The following is a 16,838-nucleotide window of genomic DNA, read 5'->3' as shown; positions in this document are numbered from 1 at the left end:
GCCCAATGACCGATGCAACTCAGATCCCCTCCGGCGGCTACCGCCTCGATGGCCGCAGCGTCATCGTCACCGGCGCCGGCCGTGGCATCGGCGCGGCCATCGCCGCCGACCTCGCCCGCGCCGGGGGCCGCGTCGCCGTCGCCGACCTCGACGCCGCGCGCGCCGAGACGGTCGCCGCCGGCATCCGCGCGGCCGGCGGCGAGGCCATCGCCGTCGCCGTCGACGTCGCCGACCGGGCGAGCGTCAAGGCGCTGATCGCCACCACCGTCGCCGCGTTCGGCGGGCTCGACGTGATGTTCAACAATGCCGGCATCAGCCAGACCTGCCCGTTCATGAAGGTGACCGAGGACGACTGGCGCCGCATCATGGACGTCAACGGCCTCGGCGTGCTGATCGGCACCCAGGAAGCGGCGGAGCAGATGATCGCCCAGGGCCGCGGCGGCAAGATCGTCAACACGTCCTCCATTGCCGGCAAGCAGGGCTATCCGCTGTTCGCGCACTATTGCGCCAGCAAGTTCGCCGTTGTGGCGCTCACCCAGGCCGCCGCCCGCGCGCTGGCCGAGCACCGCATCACCGTCAACAGCTTCGCGCCCGGCGTCGTGCGCACGGAACTCTGGGCGCAGCTCGACCAGGAATTCCGCGACCACGGCCTCACCGAGAAGCCGGAACAGGCCATCAACGAGTTCTCCGCCTCGATCCTCGCCGGCCGTGCCTCCACCCCGGCCGACATCGTCGGGCTCACCACGTTCCTCGCCGCGCCCGCCTCGGACTACATCACCGGTCAGACGCTGATGGTCGACGGCGGCATGGTATTGATCTGAGCGTTGGAACAAGGCGGCCCGCAGAGGCCGCGACGGGAGGAAGACATGGGACGTTTGCAGAACAAGATCGCCATCGTCACCGGCGGCGGCACCGGCATCGGCGAGGCGACCTGCCGGCGCTTCGCCGAGGAAGGCGCCAAGGTGGCGGTTTTCGACGTGACCCCGGCCGGCGAGAAGACGGCCGCAGCCATTGAGGCGGCAGGCGGCGAGGCGCTGTTCGCGCGTGCCGACGTCTCCAGCGAGGCGGATGTGAAGGCCGCCGTCGCCGCGGTGCTGGCGCGCTGGGGCACCATCGACGTGCTCGTCAACAATGCCGCCGTCACCGGCGTGAACAAGTTCACCCACGAGGTGACGGTGGAGGAGTGGGACCACATCTTTTCCATCAACACCCGGGGCGTGTTCCTCTGCACCAAGCATGTGCTGCCGACGATGATGGAGAAGAAGGCCGGCTCGATCGTGAACTTCTCCTCGATCTACGGCCTGATCGGCAACGACGACCTGCCGCCCTACCACGCCACCAAGGGCGCGGTGCTTTTGATGACCAAGACCGACGCGATCTGCTATGCGCGCTGGGGCATCCGCGTGAACGCGGTCCATCCGGGCTCCACCAAGACGCCGCTGTTCATGAAGGCCGGTGAGACCTATCCGGGCGGCCTCGACGTCTATCTCGAGATGATGAAGGCCAAGCACCCGCTCACCCTCGGCGAGCCGGTCGACGTCGCCAATTGCGTGCTGTTCCTCGCCTCCGACGAGGCGCGGTTCGTCACCGGCGCCAGCCTCGTCTGCGATGGCGGCTACACCGCGCAATAGGCGTGGACGACCTGCCGGGCGAACGCCGCCGTCCGCCCGGCAACACCCGCGACCACGAAGACCGGGAGCATCGCCGTCTCGCCGAGACGGCGGGGTTCTCCCCACCTCCTTCGCCGACCAACCTCAAGGGGTTTCCCATGCGCGCTGTGCGCTTCCATGGCCGAAAGGACATCCGCGTCGAGGACGTGGCCCCGCCGGACGAACGTCTCGCCCCCGGCCAGGTGCTCGTCGAGCCCATCGTCTGCGGCATCTGCGGCACCGATCTGCACGAATATGCCGCCGGTCCGATCGTCACCCCCGCGACGCCGCACGTCTATACCGGCGCCGTGCTGCCGCAGATCCTCGGCCACGAGTTCTCCGCCCGCGTCGTCGCGGTGGGCGATGCCGTCGCCACCGTGTCGCCCGGCGACCGGGTTTCGATCCAGCCGCTCATCGCCCCGCGGGACGATTATTACGGCCGCCGCGGCCTCTATCATCTCAGCGAGAAGCTCGGCTGCGTCGGGCTTTCCTGGGCCTGGGGCGGCATGGCCGAACGCGCGGTCCTCAACGACTACAACGTGTTCCGCGTTCCGGACGGGGTGTCCGACATCCAGGCGGCGATGATCGAGCCGGCGGCCGTCGCGCTCTACGGCGTCGATCGCGGCCGGGTCACGGCGGGCTCGACGGTGTTCGTCTCCGGGGCCGGGCCGATCGGCGCGCTCACCGTGCTCGCGGCGCGGGCTGCCGGCGCTGCCCGCATCTTCGTCTCCGAACCGAACGCCACCCGCCGCCGGATGGCGGTCGGCCTCGTGCCCGGAGCGATCGGCATCGATCCGACGGCAGAGGATGCCGTAACCGTGGTGCGCGACCACACCGAGGACGGCGTCGGCGCCGACGTCGCCATCGAATGCGTCGGCAACGAGCGCTCGCTCAACACCTGCGTCGCCGTGGTGCGCCGCCAGGGGGTGGTGGTGCAGACCGGCCTTCATGTGCGGCCGGCCTCCATCGACGCCATGCTGTGGGCATTGAAGGACATCACCGTCGAGGCGACGTGGTGCTACCCGGTGCAGGTGTGGCCGCGCATCGCCGGCATGATCGAGGCCGGGCTGTTCCCGGTCGAGCGCGTCGTGACCGGCGAGATCGCCGCCGACGACGTGGTTGAGAAGGGCTTCGAGGCCCTGCTCGATCCCGCGGGCCACCATCTCAAGATCCTCGTTCGCACCTGAGGCCGGGCGGCTTGCCCTCCGGGTTCGATCTTTCGCATTCATCCTATCAAATGAGCTTGCCATGCATTTCGTGATCCACTGCCTCGACAAGCCCGGCGCGCTGCCGACGCGGCTCGCCAACTACGACGCGCACAAGGCCTATCTCTCCGCGCCGCCGGTCGCGATCGTCATTTCGGGTCCGCTCGTCGCCGACGACGGCGAGACCATGATCGGCAGCTTCTTCCTGGTGGAGGCGGCGGATCGCGCGGCGGTGGAGGCCTTCCACCGCAACGATCCATTCTTCCACGCGGGGGTCTGGGAGACGGTTTCGATCAACCCCTTCCTGAAGCGCATGGACAACAGGGCCTGAGGCCCCGGCCGGAGGGAGCGACGCATATGATCAACCTTGCGATGGTCGGCCTCGGCTGGTGGGGCCGCAAGATGACGGACGTGGTCCAGGGCCACAGCGACGGGGTGCGCATCGTCCGCGCCGTCGAGCCGAACGTGGCGGCGGCGGCGGACTTCGCCGGCCGGCACGGCATCGTGCTCGGCGCCGATCTCGGCGAGGCGCTGGCCGACCCGGCGGTCGATGCCGTGGTGCTGGCGACGCCCCACGCCCTGCACGAGGAACAGATCGCCCGCGCCGCGACCGCCGGCAAGCATGTGTTCTGCGAGAAGCCGCTCGCGCTGACCCGGGCCGGCGCAGAGGCCGCCGTCGCGCGTTGTCGGGAGGCGGGCGTGGTGCTCGGCATGGGCCACGAGCGCCGGTTCGAGCCGCCGATGGCCGATCTCCTGAAGCGCGCCGCCGACGGCAGCCTCGGCCGCATCGTCCAGATCGAGGCGAATTTCAGCCACGACAAGTTCCTGTCGCTCGATCCGTCCAACTGGCGGCTCGATCCCGCCCACGCGCCGGCCGGCGGCATGACGGCGACCGGCATCCACCTCACCGACCTGTCGGTCGCGCTGATGGGGCCGGCGCGGGAGGTGGTCGTGAGCTGCGAGAACCTCGCCTCCGGCCTGCCCTCGGGCGATACCATGAGCGCCTATGTCCGCTTTCACGGCGGCGGCACCGCCTACATTTCGGCCTCGCTCGGCTATCCGTTCGTGTCGCGCTTCGCCGTCTACGGCACCGCCGGCTGGATCGACATCCGCGACAAGGCCCATGTCGAGGCGCCGGACGGCTGGGTCGTCACGTCCGGCCTCAAGGGCGAGCCCATCCGGGTCGAGGAGGTCGGCCCCGCCGAGCCGGTGCTCTGGAATCTCGAGGCGTTCGGCCGCGCGGTGGAGGGCAAGGCGCCCTATCCGATCACCGGCGAGCAGCTCGTCGACAACATCGCGCTGCTGGAGGCGATCGTCGCGGCATCGCGCTCGCGGGCCATCGAGCCCGTGCGCTGAGCAAACGGCCGGCCGCCCCGGCGGCGGACGCGGCTTAGAGGAAAGTCCCGGACCATCCGGCGCCCGGCGTACCCAGCCGGGCGAACGGGTGAGCCTTGTCCGACAAGAGGCAGACGAAGGAGGAGACACCCGATGAAAGCGCTGATCTTCGAGGCGCCCGACCGCCCGGTCGTCCGCGACGTGCCGATGCCTGAGATCGACGAGAACGAAGTCCTTCTCACGATGAAGGCCGTCGGCATCTGCCATTCCGACTACGAACTGCTCGCGGGCCGCTACATCATCCCGATCAGCTATCCCGTCACGCCCGGCCACGAGTGGTGCGGCGAGGTGGTTGAGGTCGGTCGCGCCGTCACGGGCTTCAAGCCGGGCGATCGCGTGGTGGGCGAGTGCGTGGTGCGCCTGCCGGACCGGCTCCATCATTTCGGCTTCTCGCTCGACGGGGCCGACCGGGAATATTTCACCGCGCGGCCGGAATGGCTGCACAAGCTTCCCGACGCCATCGATGACCGCAAGGCGTCGCTGATCGAGCCCTTCACCTGCGGCTACTACGCGGTGATGCGGTCCGGCGGCACCAATGCGGCGGAAACCGTGGTCGTATCCGGCGGCGGCACCATCGGCCTCGTTTCCGCGGCGGCCGCCATCGGCATGGGCGCGCGGGTGATCGTGGTCGATCCCATCGCCCACCGCCGCACCACCGCGCTCGCGCTCGGCGCCGCGGAGGCGATCGATCCCGTGGCCGAGGATGTCACCGCCCGCGTGATGGACCTCACCGGCGGCGTCGGTGCCGATCTCGTCGTCGAGGCGTCCGGCCACGACGCCTCGCTCGGCTCGGTGTTCGATCTCGCCCGCGAGGAAGGCCGCGTCTCGATGGTCGGCATCAATATCGGCCGCAAGGTCGCCTCCCATCTCGGCAACATCCAGATGCGCAATCTCACCGTGAAGGGCTGCATCGGCTCCCCCGGCGTCTGGCCTGCCGCGATCCGCTTCCTGGAGCGCACCGGTCTCGATCTCTCGCCGATCCAGACCCACAGCTTCCCGCTGGCGGAGGCGGTGCGAGCGTTCGAACTCGGCAAGCAGTCCGACCGCTGCATCAAGGTCACGCTCACGGCCGGGTGACGGCCCGCCGCGTCACTGGAGGATATGGACGATGGACCCGTTCGTTTACGAGGCGCTGCCGAGCCGCGTGGTGTTCGGCTGGGGCAGCCTCGACCGGCTCGCCGACGAGGTCGACCGCCTCGGCGTCTCGCGCGTCCTGGTGCTGGCGACGCCGCCGCAGCGGGCTGAGGCCGAGCGCATCGCGGTGATGCTCGGTCCGCGGGTCGCGGGCCTGTTCGCCGGCGCGGTGATGCACACGCCGACCGACGTGACGGAGACCGCGCTCGGCGTGCTGCGCGAGACCGGTGCCGACGCCACGCTGGCCGTCGGCGGCGGCTCCACCACCGGGCTCGGCAAGGCCATCGCCTGGCGCACCGACCTGCCGCAGCTCGTGGTGCCCACCACCTATGCCGGCTCGGAGATGACGCCGATCCTCGGCGAGACCGAGAACGGCGTGAAGACCACCCGCCGCGACCGCCGCATCCTGCCGGAAGCGGTCGTCTACGATCCCGCGCTGACGCTGTCGCTGCCGGCGGGCCTGTCGGCCACCAGCGGCCTCAATGCCATCGCGCACGCCGTCGAGGGCCTCTATGCCCGCGACCGCAACCCCATCGTCTCGCTGATGGCGGAGGACGGCGTGCGCGCGCTCGCCGCCGCGCTGCCGGCGATCGTGCGCGATCCGGCCGACCGCGAGGCCCGCAGCCGTGCGCTCTACGGCGCCTGGCTCTGCGGCGCGGTGCTCGGCGCCGTCGGCATGGCGCTGCACCACAAGCTCTGCCACGTTCTCGGCGGCAGCTTCGACCTGCCCCACGCCGAGACCCACGCCGTCGTGCTGCCCCACGTCGTCGCCTTCAACGCGCCGGCCGCGCCGGAGGCGATGGCCGCGCTCGACCGCGCGCTCGGGGAAGGCGAGGGCGATCCGGCCCTGCGGCTCCACCGCCTCGCGCGCGCCGTCGGGGCGCCGACAGCGCTCGAGGCCATCGGCATGCCGGCCGACGGCATCGACCGGGCGGCCGATCTCGCCGTCGCCAATCCCTACTGGAATCCGCGCCCGTTCGACCGCGATGCCGTGCGCGCGCTGATCGCCGCGGCCTTCGCCGGCCGCGCGCCTTCCGATCCGGCCGCCTGAGAGAAAATCCCGGCCGAGCCGCGCGGGCGCCAGTCGCTGCCCGGTCGCCGGCCCTAAACGACAAGGGAGGGAACACCGATGCCTTCGCACACAGCCCCCCGGCCGGCCTCCGGGGCAGAGAGCACGCCGATCGGCTACTTCACCGCCGCCAACTCCGCCGACGTGGTGATCGCGCGCATGGAGGGGTGCCCGGACGACCGGCTCAAGACGATCATGAGCGCTCTCGTGCGCCATCTGCACGCCGCCATCAAGGAGGTCGAGCTGACCACCGAGGAATGGGCGGCGGCCATCGACTTCCTCACCCGTACCGGCCAGATCTGCTCCGACTGGCGCCAGGAGTTCATCCTCCTGTCCGACGTGCTCGGTGCCTCGATGCTGGTCGACGCCATCAACCACGACAAGGGCGGCGGCACCACGGAATCGACCGTGCTCGGCCCGTTCCACGTCGAGAACGCGCCGCGCCGCGCGCTCGGCGACAGCATCTGCCTCGACGGCATCGGCGAGCCTGTGCTGGTGCGCGGCCGTGTCACCGACGAGGCCGGCCGGCCCATCCCCCACGCGCTGCTCGATGTCTGGCAGGCCAACGGCGACGGCTTCTACGACGTGCAGCAGCAGGGCCTCCAGCCGGAGATGAACCTGCGCGGCCTGTTCGAGGCCGACGACGAGGGCCGGTTCTGGTTCCGCTCCATCGTGCCGCAATACTACGCCATTCCCCACGATGGCCCGGTCGGCCGGCTCCTGATCGCCCTCGGCCGCCATCCCTACCGGCCGGCGCACATCCACTTCATCGTCGCCGCCGACGGCTACGAGCCGGTGACGACCCACATCTTCATGCCGGGCGACCCCTATCTCGAATCCGACGCCGTGTTCGGCGTCAAGGAGAGCCTGATCGCCACGCTCCGCGATCTCGACGAACCGGCTGCGGCCGGCGCGGGCGAGGCGCCGAAACGGGTGGTGGAATGGGATTTCCGCCTGATGCGGCGCCGCGCCGCCCCGGCCGAACCGCTGTCCTGAATCCGATCCGGCGAGCGGCGGCGCGGTCCCGTCCGCCGCCCTCCCGGTCAAGCGCGAGCACCGAACATGAGCATTGAAACCGCATCCCCAGGAACCGGCGGCACAGGCGGAACCGGCGGCACAGGCGGCACCGGCGGGCCGCGCGACGCCGCCGCCCGCCCGCGCACCATCGGCTGGATCGGCGCGGGCAAGATGGGCGGCCCCATGATCCGTCGCCTCGTCGAGGCCGGCCATCGCCTCGTCGTCTCCGAGCCGGACGCCGGCAACCGCGCCGCCGCCGCCGCCAGCGGCGCCGAAACCGGCTTCGACGTCCCGGCGCTCGCCGCCGAGGCCGGGATCGTGTTCTCGATGATCCCGAACGACACGGTGCTCGCCGCCGTGGTGCTGGGCGAGGCCGGGCTCGCGGCGCGGCTCGCCCCCGGCGCGATCCTGGTGGAGATGAGCACCGTCTCGCCCGCGATCTCGCGCAGGGTGGCGGCGGCCCTGGCCGAACGCGGCATCGGCTATGTGCGCGCACCGGTCTCCGGCAGCACCGTCATGGCCGAGGCCGGCACGCTGTCCGTGCTCGCCTCCGGGCCCCGCGCGGCCTATGACGCGGTGGAGCCGCTGCTCGCCCGCCTGTCGGCGCGCCGCTTCTATGTCGGCGAGGACGAGCAGGCGCGTTATCTCAAACTCGTGCTCAACACCCTCGTCGGCGGCACCGCCTCATTGGTGGCGGAGGCACTCGCCCTCGGCCGGCGGGGCGACATCGACATCCGCGACATGATGGAGGTGATCTGCCAGAGCGCGGTGGCCTCGCCGCTGATCGGCTACAAGCGCGCGCTGATCGAAAGCGGCGACTACACGCCCGCCTTCACCGTGGCGCAGATGATGAAGGACTTCGACATCATCATCGACACCGCCCGCGCCGACCATGTGCCGATGTTCGTCTCCGCCCTGGTGCGCCAGCAATATGAAAGCGCCTACAGGGCCGCCGCCGAGCGCGACTTCTTCGTGCTCTGCGAAGAGAGCCTTGCCGCCGCGGAGTGAGCCGGGCGCGGCCCGACCGCCATCGCGCCCGATACGGGTTGACGGAAGGCCGGACAGACCGCATCGATCGTGTCGGGTTTCGACGACAGACGGCATCCGTCCGATCCCGCCACCGCGCGGCATGATCGCAGGCGTTCGTCCCCTCGGGGGCGTGCGCGGGCATCCGGATCGCCCGGGCGATGAAGCGGGGCGACGGCGATGCGGGACGGGACCGGGCATTCGGATCGGGGCGGCGGCTCGGCATGGGAAGTGCTGGCCGTTTTCCTGAAGCTCGGGCTCACGTCCTTCGGCGGGCCGATCGCCCATCTCGGCTATTTCCGCACCGAACTCGTCGTCCGCCGCCGGTGGATCGACGAAGACGGCTACGGCGATCTGGTGGCCCTCTGCCAGTTCCTGCCCGGGCCGGCGTCCAGCCAGGTCGGGTTCGCGCTCGGGCTCCTGCGCGGCAACGGCCTTGCCGGCGGTCTCGCCGCGTGGCTCGGCTTCACGGCGCCGTCGGCGCTGGTGATGGTCGCCTTCGCCCTCGGCGCCTCCACCGTCTCCGGGCCGGTGGCCGAAGGCCTGCTGCACGGCTTGAAGCTGGTCGCCGTCGCGGTCGTGGCCCAGGCGATCTGGGGCATGGCACGCACGCTGACACCGGACCGGGAACGCGCCGGCATCGCGCTCGCCGCGGTCGCCATCGTCGTGTTCGTCGGCGGCGCGATCGGGCAGGTCGCCGCGATCGGGTTTGGAGCCGTCGCGGGCCTCGGGCTCTGTCGGTCAGGCCCCGCTGCCGCCGGCGACGCACTCCGCTTCCCGGTCTCGCGCCGCAACGGCGTCGTCGCCCTCGTCCTGTTTGCGGCGCTGTTCGTGCTGCCGCCGCTTCTTGCGGCCGCGACCGGCCTGCCGGGCGTGTCGCTGTTCGATGCGTTCTATCGCTCCGGCGCGCTGGTGTTCGGCGGCGGGCACGTCGTGCTGCCGCTGCTCCAGGCCGAGGTCGTCACGCCGGGATGGGCCACGAACGAGGCCTTCCTCGCCGGCTACGGCCTCGCGCAGGCGGTGCCGGGGCCGCTGTTCACGTTCGCCGCCTATCTCGGCGCCGTGGTCGCCCCGGCGCCCAACGGCCTCGCCGGCGCGGCCATCGCGCTCGGCGCGATTTTTCTGCCGGGCCTCTTGCTGGTCTACGGCATGCTGCCCTTTCGCGAAGCCATCGGCCATCGCCCCGATGTGCAGGCGGCGATGCGCGGCGCCAACGCGGCCGTCGTCGGCATTCTCGGCGCCGCCCTCTATGATCCGGTGTGGACGAGCGCCGTGTTCCGCCCGGCTGATTTCGCGCTGGCGCTCGCGGGCTTCCTCGCCCTGACCGTGTGGAAGATGCCGCCGTGGGTCGTCGTCGCGGCGCTCGCGGCCGCGGGCGCGATCGGGGGCGCGATGGGCGGCGCCGCCTGACCGGACGCCGTATCTCGCTCCCGTCGGTCGGTCGACATCCGGCAGCGACGCCCCGATTTTCCCGACGGCGCGTGCTCCCGCTTGAGCCGGGCGTGCGGGAGGCGTATGCCGTTGTTCTCCCCGATCGGCGTGGCCGGACGCGCGGTCGGGTGCCGAGGTCCCTCCGGGACGGCCGCGACGCGGGCCTCCCGGGCGAAGCGGCATCGGGTCAGCGAACATTCGGCATCGTGCGCGGCTGGGGTCAAACCCGGCCCCAACGGCGTTGGGCCGGCGCGAGATTGCAAGGATTCCAGTGCGATGCTGGTACGAGAGGGTGAGCACAGGAACGACGAGATGGACCGCCGGCTGGCGTCGCTGCTGGCGGCGGTGGCGGGCGGACTCAACGCGGCGGCGTTCTATGCGGTCGGGTTCTTCTCGGCCAACATGACCGGCAACGTCTCGGCGCTCTCCGATCACTTCGCCTTCGCGCAATGGAGCGCGGGCCTGTTCTATTTCGCCATCGTGCTGACGTTCATCGGCGGCTCGGCCGTCTCGACGCTGCTCATCAATGCCGGCCGGCGGCGGCGGATGCACCGGGTCTATGCCTACATCATCCTCGCGGAGGGACTGCTGCTCGGCATCCTCGGCTGCGCCGACCTCTGGCTCTTGGATGCGTGGCGCGCGGCGGTGATGGTGCTCGGCCTCGCCTTCCTGATGGGCCTGCAGAACGCGGTGGTGACCCGCATTTCCGGCGCGCGCGTCCGCACCACCCACGTTTCCGGCACGGCCACCGACATCGGCATCGAACTCGCCATGGCGTTCGACATCATGCGCGGCCGCGAGCCCCGCACAGAGCGCGGCCGCAACTGGAACAAGCTGCGGCTGCACGTCTACACCATCATGTCGTTCCTGATCGGCGGCATCGTCGGCGTCGTCGCCTATCGCAACTTCGGCGGCTGGCTGCTCGTCGTCGCCGGCGTGATGCTGTTCGTCACCGCGCTCGCGACCATCTCCCAGGCCCGGAATTTCCAGGCGCCTGCCGGGGCGTGAGCGCCGCTCTCAGCCGGCGCCGTTCTCCCGTGCGCGGGCCGTGATCGGGGGAGCGGCCGAATAGGCGTTGCCGAGGTGGGTGCCCATGATCTCGGCCGCCTTGGCATTGTCGCCCTCCGCCACCGCATCGAGGATCGCGAGGTGCTCGCGGCACCAGTCGCGCACCCGCCGCCGGTTGGCATAGCCGCTGAATTCGAGCAGGCGCCGCAGCCGGTTCTGCTGCTGCACGGCCTGAAGCACGAAGGCGTTGCCGCTGAACCCGGCAATGGCCTCGTGGAACGAGGCGTCGGTCTCGAACAGCTGCTTCGGGTCCACGCTGGCGATGCGCGGATGCGCCTCCAGATAGATGTGCTGCAGGCGGATGCGGTCGAGCGCGGCGGGATCGGGCCGGAAGTCCGGCAGCAGCAGGCCCTGCGGCTCGATGATGCGTCGGAACTCGTAGCTCGCCCGCAGCGCCAGCCCGCTGTCCAGCGCCGGCAGGAAGGTCCAGCCGCGTCCGGCATTGCGCTCCAGCAGGCCGTCGTCCACCAGCCGCGACAGCGTGCGCTGCAGCAGCGTGCGGTCGACATCGTAGCGGCGGGCGATCTCCGCCTGCGTGAACGAGGCCGGTAGCCGCCCGGCCAGCCGGTCCTGCACGATCTCGCCGTAGAGGTCCTGATCGGCGGTCGAAGGCACGTCGATGGCGATGCGGTGCAGTTCGTCCGGGGTCGCCTTGAGGAAGAAGCCCTGGTTGCGGCGCGCCTCGACCACGCCGCGCTCGGCGAGCAGCGTCAGGGCGGCGCGCACCGGCGTGCGGGAAACCTGAAGAAGGTCGCCGAGCTGCTGCTCGCGCAGATGGTGCCCCCGTTCGAACCGTCCTTCGCGGACGACGTCCAGGATTTGGTTGGCGAGGCGGAATCGGCTCTGGCTCGAGCTGCGGGCCATCGTGCACCCGTTTGTATGCGGAATGACGCGACATACAATGCTTCCGCGTGCTCCGGCAAGCCCTCGCACCGCTGCCGCGCAGGCTTCGATCGTGCGTCAGATGCGCCCGCCGGCCGCGCGTTTTCGGGATTTGTCGGCACAAATGATGCGTTTTTGATCGGCGGCCGTCCATCATTTGTGCACAGGCCGGCCCCGCATCCGCTTGACAGCGGCGCGCATCGGATTTGTATAATTCGCCTCATAAAGTGCAATCATAAGAACGACGACAGCCGCAACCCGGTCCTTCCAGACCTCACGATCAAGGGAACCGCCATGCTCCGCCGCTTCCTCGCCGCCCTCGTCCTTCCGCTCGGCGTCGCCCACGCCGCCGCGGCCGCCGAACTGCCCAAGACCGGCCTCGTCGAGCCGGGCGCCATCACCTACGGCGTCGCCGCCACCTTCGCGCCCTTCGAGTTCCAGAAGGACGGCAAGCTGACCGGCTTCGACATCGACCTGATCGATGCGCTGGCCAAGAAGCTCGGTGCCGAGCCCAAGGCCATGAACATGGAGTTCAAGGGCCTGATCCCGGCGCTGCAGGGCGGCCGCATCGACCTCATCAACTCGGCCATGTACATGAACCCCGCCCGCGCCGAGCAGGTGGACTTCGTGCCCTACCTCAAGATCGGCAACATGGTGATCGTGCAGGCCGGCAACCCGGCCAAGATCACCGGCCGCGACGACTCGCTCTGCGGCAAGACCATCGCCGTCACCCTCGGCGGCATCGAGGAAAGCCAGGCCCGCGCCGACGACAAGCGCTGCCAGGATGCCGGCAAGGGCGCGGTGAAGGTGCTGACGCTGCCGACCGCCCAGGATTCCGCGCTGTCGCTCCGCCAGGGCCGCGCCGACGCCTATTACGACTCCACCCCCGGCGCCGTGATGCTGCTGCAGGAAGTGCCCGGCGTGTTCGAGACCGTCGGCGAGGAATTCGAGTCCAACACCTCGGTCGGCATGGCCACCCGCAAGGGCGACACGGCGATGCAGGACGCGCTGAAGGCCGCCCTGAAGGAGATCGTCGCGGACGGCACCTACAAGGCGCTGATCGAGAAGTGGAAGCTGCCGGCGTCCGTGTCGATCTTCAACTGATCCGCTCCATCCCGCCCTCGTGACAGGAGAAGACGGCCATGATGTCGCTCGATCTCGTCTTCGACTACATCGTTTCGCCCGTCTTCTTCCACGGCGCGATGCTCACCCTGCTGATCACCGTCACCTCGCTGTTCTTCGGCGTTCTGGCGGGGCTCGTCATCGCCCTGATGCAGGAGACGCGCCTGCGCCTCCTGCAGGTCGTTACGCTGTTCTATCTCTGGCTGTTCCGCGGCACGCCGGTGCTGTTCCAGATCATCTTCATCTACAACGTGCTGCCGAGCTTCGGCATCCGCCTGTCGGCGTTCCTGAGTGCGGTGATCGCTCTCGCCCTCAACGAGGGCGCCTATATGGCGGAGATCCTGCGTTCGGGTCTCGACGCGGTGAAGAAGGGTCAGCGCACCGCCGGCCTCGCGCTCGGCATGAGCACGACGCAGGTGATGCGCCACATCGTGCTGCCCCAGGCCGCCCGCATCGTGCTGCCGCCGATGGGCAACCAGATGATCGGCATGCTGAAGACCAGCGCGCTCGTCTCGGTGATCGCGGTGGAGGAACTGCTGCTGGTCGCCAACCAGGCCGCCAGCGCCACCTTCCGCTATTTCGAGGCCCTGACGGCGGCCGGCGTCTACTATCTCGCGCTCACCACGATCTTCATGGTGCTGCAGGCCCTGCTGGAACGCTGGCTCGACCCCAAGAAGCGCCGCCGCCGCGAGAAGCGCCCGCTGCTCGACCGGCTCATGCTTGCCACGGAGCGCGCCGATGTCCGCTGATCAGACCGCCGTTCCGCCGAACGCCGCCGCATCGCACGCCGGTCGGGAAGGCAAGCTTCTTGAGATCGTCGGCATCGACAAGAGCTTCGGCCATCTGCGCATCCTCAAGCGCTGTTCGCTCGACGTCGCCCGCGGCGAGACCGTGGTGCTGATCGGTCCCTCCGGCTCGGGCAAGTCGACGCTGCTGCGCTGCGTCAACCTGCTGGAACCCGCCGACGGCGGCGACATCTTCTTCGAGGGCGCCAACATCACCGCCGATCTGAAGAACGCGCCGCGCATCCGCCGCCAGATCGGCATGGTGTTCCAGAATTTCGAGCTGTTCCAGCACCTCTCGGCGGCAGAGAACATCATGCTCGCGCCCATGAAGGTGCTCGGGCTGTCCCGCGCCGACGCCCACGACATCGCCGTCGACCTGCTCGGCAAGGTCCGCATTCCCGACAAGGCCGACGCCTTCCCGGACGAGCTCTCCGGCGGCCAGCAGCAGCGCGTCGCCATCGCCCGCGCGCTCGCCATGAAGCCGAAGCTGATGCTCTACGACGAGCCGACCTCGGCCCTCGACCCGGAGATGATCCGCGAGGTGCTGGACGTCATGGCCGATCTGTCCGCCGAAGGCATGACCAGCCTCGTCGTCACCCACGAGATGGGCTTCGCCCGTCGCGCCGCCGACAAGATCGTCTTCATGGAATCCGGCGAGATCGTCGAGACCGCGTCCAGCGAGGCGTTCTTCGGCGGCTCCGTCAACGAGCGCGCCCGCCACTTCCTCGACCAGATCCTCCATTGATGAGTGCCGTCATGTCCCGTCCCTCGACCGCGCCGGATTTCGCCCGCATGAAGCGGGAACTGGCGGAGCTTGTCGCGATCCGCACCGAGAACCCGCCGGGCCGCGAGATCGAGGCCGCGATCTACATGCGCGACCGCTTGGCCGCGCTCGGATGCGAGATCGCCTTCGACGAGTACAAGCCCGGCCGCGTCAATGTCGAGGCGCGCCTCGTCAACGGCCCCGGGCCGGTGTTCGCCTTCAACACCCACATGGACGTGGTGCCGGCCGGCGACGGCTGGACCGGCGATCCCTTCGTGCTGCGCGAGGCCGACGGCAAGCTGTTCGGCCGCGGTGCCTGCGACTGCAAGGGTCCGCTCGCCTCGATGCTTGAGGCTGTGCGCATGCTCGCCGCCGATCGCAGCGCCTGGTCCGGCACGCTCCTCGCGGTGTTCGTCGCCGATGAGGAGATCGCCAGCGAGGGCGCGAAACTCTATGCCTCGCGCAAGCCGAAGATCGATTTCGTGGTGGTCGGCGAGCCGACCTCGAACACCGTCTATTCCGCTCACAAGGGCAGCCTGCGCCCGCTCGTCCGCGTGCTCGGCGTGCCCGCCCATTCCGGCTCGCCCCACCTCGGCGAGAACGCGATCTACCGCGCTGCCGAGCTGATCTCGATGGTCGCCGAAGAGCACGAGACCGACGTCCGCCACCGCACCCATCCGCTCGTCGGCGGCGCCAGCCTGACGGTGACGCGCATCCACGGCGGCCATGCCGACAACGTGCTGCCGGGGGCCTGCGAACTCCTGCTCGACCGCCGTCTGGTGCCGGGCGAGGACGAGGACGCCGTCAAGGCCGACATCGCCGGCCTGCTCCGCCGCGCCAACGAGCGCTTCGGCCTGCGTGCCGAGATCGTGGCGTGGAAGCCAACCACCGGCGGCGCCACCGAAACCGCGTCCGACCGTCCCGTGGTGCAGGCGAGCCTTGCCGCCTGCCGCGCCCACGGTATCGCCGATCCCGGCCCGTTCGGCTTCCAGGGCGCCTGCGACCTCGTCCATTTCCGCTCGACCGGCGCCGAGGGCGTCGTGATCGGGCCGGGCACGCTCTCCGTCGCCCACAAGGCCGACGAGTTCGTGCCGGTGGACGAGTTCGAGACCTCGAGCCTGATCTACCGCGACATCGCGCTCGCCATGCTGACGGCCTGAACCATGCGCGCCTCGCTTCACCGCGCGATGCTGGCCTATGGCGGCGGCCTGGTGCTGCACACCGCCTCGTCCGGCCGGATCGACGGGCTCGACACGCTCTATCTCCGGCTCGACGGCGGCGATGTGGTGGCGACGGGCGAGGTGCGCCTCAACATCGCCTATCTCAACGGGCTCGCCGCCGAGGCGGTGCTGGCGGAAGCGGTGGAGGTCGCCGGCGCCCTCGACTGGTCCGCCGACCCGGCCGGGCTTCTCGCCGAGCCGCCAACGGTCCTGTCCGGTGCGAGCGCGCCGGTGCGCACGCTGGTCGATTGCGCGCTGCACGATCTCGTGGCGAAGCGGGCCGGGCTGCCGGTCGCCGCGCTGCTCGCCGGTGCCATGCCGGGTGGCGATCCCGGCGGCCTCTCCGGCGGCGCCGCGATCTCGTGGCCGAGCAACCAGACCCTGTTCGTCTCGTCCGACAGCGTGTTCATGGCCCGCGCCGAGGCCTATGTCGCCCGCGGCTTCCGCGACCTCAAGGTGCGCATCGGCGCCGGCGACATTTGCGACGACATCCGCCGCGTCGCCCTGCTGCGCGAGCGGTTCGGCGACGGCATCAAGCTCGCGGCCGATGCCAACGGCGCGTGGGATCTCGCCGCGGCGTTCGCACACCTCGATGCGCTGGCGCCGTTCGGCCTCGCCTATGTCGAGCAGCCGGTCGCGCCTGGCGACTGGCAGGGCCTCGCGCTCCTCGCCGCAGAAAGCCCGATCCCTGTCATGCTCGACGAGAGCGTCAAGGGCCTCGACGACGTCGCCCGCATAGCGGATGCCGGCGGCGGGCTGATGGCGCACCTCAAGCTCGTCAAGCTCGGCGGTCTTAATCCCGCGCTCCAGGCCGTCCGGCTCCTGAAGGCGGCGGGCGTCCCGTTCATGATCGGCCAGATGAACGAGGGCGGGCTTGCGACCGCCGCCGCGCTGCACCTCGCCGCCGCGAGCCGCCCGGACTTCGCGGAACTCTACGGCGCCGACGGCCTCGCCGACGATCCGGCCGCCGGTCTCGCCTATGCCGACGGCCGCGTCGCGGTGCCGTCGCGTCCCGGCCTCGGCCTTTCGTTCGATGCGTCGCGGACGCATCTCATCAGGGAGTTTTCGTGAC

At 70.3% G+C, this 16,838-nt stretch carries 17 protein-coding genes; 16 read left to right on the top strand and 1 reads right to left on the bottom strand.

What is annotated here, in order from left to right:
• Positions 1 to 5 precede the first annotated feature (5 nt).
• From BUF17_RS17380 to BUF17_RS17330, 11 genes are all read left to right on the top strand, one after another.
• Positions 6 to 821 (top strand): SDR family NAD(P)-dependent oxidoreductase, encoded by an 816-nt coding sequence (locus tag BUF17_RS17380; protein ID WP_073631060.1) that lies wholly within the window; start codon positions 6 to 8, stop codon positions 819 to 821.
• Between the two features lie 45 nt (positions 822 to 866).
• Entirely contained in the window at positions 867 to 1,631 is a 765-nt protein-coding gene (locus BUF17_RS17375; RefSeq protein ID WP_073631058.1) for an SDR family NAD(P)-dependent oxidoreductase, read from the top strand.
• Positions 1,632 to 1,768: 137 nt separating this feature from the next.
• Positions 1,769 to 2,836 (top strand): zinc-binding dehydrogenase, encoded by a 1,068-nt coding sequence (locus BUF17_RS17370; RefSeq protein WP_073631219.1) that lies wholly within the window; start codon positions 1,769 to 1,771, stop codon positions 2,834 to 2,836.
• A gap of 61 nt (positions 2,837 to 2,897) precedes the next feature.
• A complete protein-coding gene (locus BUF17_RS17365) occupies positions 2,898 to 3,185 on the top strand; it encodes a YciI family protein (RefSeq protein WP_073631056.1) in 288 nt (95 codons plus the stop codon).
• A gap of 26 nt (positions 3,186 to 3,211) precedes the next feature.
• The gene (locus tag BUF17_RS17360) at positions 3,212 to 4,210 is read left to right on the top strand and encodes a Gfo/Idh/MocA family protein (RefSeq protein ID WP_073631054.1); all 999 of its coding nucleotides are present in this window, start codon (positions 3,212 to 3,214) and stop codon (positions 4,208 to 4,210) included.
• Between the two features lie 132 nt (positions 4,211 to 4,342).
• A complete protein-coding gene (locus BUF17_RS17355; protein WP_073631052.1) occupies positions 4,343 to 5,326 on the top strand; it encodes a zinc-dependent alcohol dehydrogenase in 984 nt (327 codons plus the stop codon).
• 31 nt (positions 5,327 to 5,357) lie between these two features.
• Complete coding sequence (locus BUF17_RS17350) at positions 5,358 to 6,434, top strand: maleylacetate reductase (RefSeq protein WP_073631050.1); 1,077 nt, start codon at positions 5,358 to 5,360, stop codon at positions 6,432 to 6,434.
• A 78-nt stretch (positions 6,435 to 6,512) separates the two neighbouring features.
• The gene (locus BUF17_RS17345; protein ID WP_073631048.1) at positions 6,513 to 7,448 is read left to right on the top strand and encodes an intradiol ring-cleavage dioxygenase; all 936 of its coding nucleotides are present in this window, start codon (positions 6,513 to 6,515) and stop codon (positions 7,446 to 7,448) included.
• A gap of 66 nt (positions 7,449 to 7,514) precedes the next feature.
• Positions 7,515 to 8,477: an NAD(P)-dependent oxidoreductase gene (locus tag BUF17_RS17340; RefSeq protein ID WP_084564842.1), complete on the top strand. Its 963-nt coding sequence runs from the start codon at positions 7,515 to 7,517 to the stop codon at positions 8,475 to 8,477.
• Positions 8,478 to 8,675: 198 nt separating this feature from the next.
• A complete protein-coding gene (gene chrA / locus BUF17_RS17335) occupies positions 8,676 to 9,905 on the top strand; it encodes a chromate efflux transporter (RefSeq protein WP_073631046.1) in 1,230 nt (409 codons plus the stop codon).
• Between the two features lie 297 nt (positions 9,906 to 10,202).
• On the top strand, positions 10,203 to 10,934 hold the full coding sequence (locus BUF17_RS17330; protein WP_073631044.1) for a YoaK family protein: 732 nt from the start codon (positions 10,203 to 10,205) through the stop codon (positions 10,932 to 10,934).
• Positions 10,935 to 10,943: 9 nt separating this feature from the next.
• Here BUF17_RS17330 and BUF17_RS17325 read toward each other — a convergent pair whose 3' ends face one another.
• Positions 10,944 to 11,858: a GntR family transcriptional regulator gene (locus tag BUF17_RS17325; RefSeq protein WP_073631041.1), complete on the bottom strand. Its 915-nt coding sequence runs from the start codon at positions 11,856 to 11,858 to the stop codon at positions 10,944 to 10,946.
• A gap of 312 nt (positions 11,859 to 12,170) precedes the next feature.
• Between BUF17_RS17325 and BUF17_RS17320 the strand changes: the two genes are divergently transcribed.
• Genes BUF17_RS17320 through BUF17_RS17300 form a run of 5 tightly spaced genes read left to right on the top strand, consistent with a single transcriptional unit; the run spans position 12,171 to position 16,837 of the window.
• Positions 12,171 to 12,980: an ABC transporter substrate-binding protein gene (locus tag BUF17_RS17320; protein WP_073631039.1), complete on the top strand. Its 810-nt coding sequence runs from the start codon at positions 12,171 to 12,173 to the stop codon at positions 12,978 to 12,980.
• Between the two features lie 38 nt (positions 12,981 to 13,018).
• On the top strand, positions 13,019 to 13,747 hold the full coding sequence (locus tag BUF17_RS17315; protein ID WP_244530932.1) for an amino acid ABC transporter permease: 729 nt from the start codon (positions 13,019 to 13,021) through the stop codon (positions 13,745 to 13,747).
• Positions 13,737 to 14,528 carry an amino acid ABC transporter ATP-binding protein gene (locus tag BUF17_RS17310; protein ID WP_084564840.1) on the top strand — a complete coding sequence of 264 codons (792 nt, stop codon included), beginning with the start codon at positions 13,737 to 13,739 and terminating at the stop codon, positions 14,526 to 14,528. The genes BUF17_RS17315 and BUF17_RS17310 overlap by 11 nt, the downstream gene beginning before the upstream one ends.
• An 11-nt stretch (positions 14,529 to 14,539) precedes the next feature.
• The gene (locus tag BUF17_RS17305; protein WP_073631211.1) at positions 14,540 to 15,706 is read left to right on the top strand and encodes a M20 family metallopeptidase; all 1,167 of its coding nucleotides are present in this window, start codon (positions 14,540 to 14,542) and stop codon (positions 15,704 to 15,706) included.
• A 3-nt stretch (positions 15,707 to 15,709) separates the two neighbouring features.
• Positions 15,710 to 16,837, top strand: a complete 1,128-nt coding sequence (locus tag BUF17_RS17300) for a mandelate racemase/muconate lactonizing enzyme family protein (RefSeq protein WP_073631037.1) — start codon at positions 15,710 to 15,712, stop codon at positions 16,835 to 16,837.
• The last annotated feature ends 1 nt before the right edge of the window (position 16,838 follow it).

This window comes from Pseudoxanthobacter soli DSM 19599, from assembly GCF_900148505.1.
GTDB classification, from domain to species: domain Bacteria; phylum Pseudomonadota; class Alphaproteobacteria; order Rhizobiales; family Segnochrobactraceae; genus Pseudoxanthobacter; species Pseudoxanthobacter soli.
Note: the sequence above shows the minus strand (reverse complement) of the source record. Positions and strands in the feature narration are given on the sequence as shown.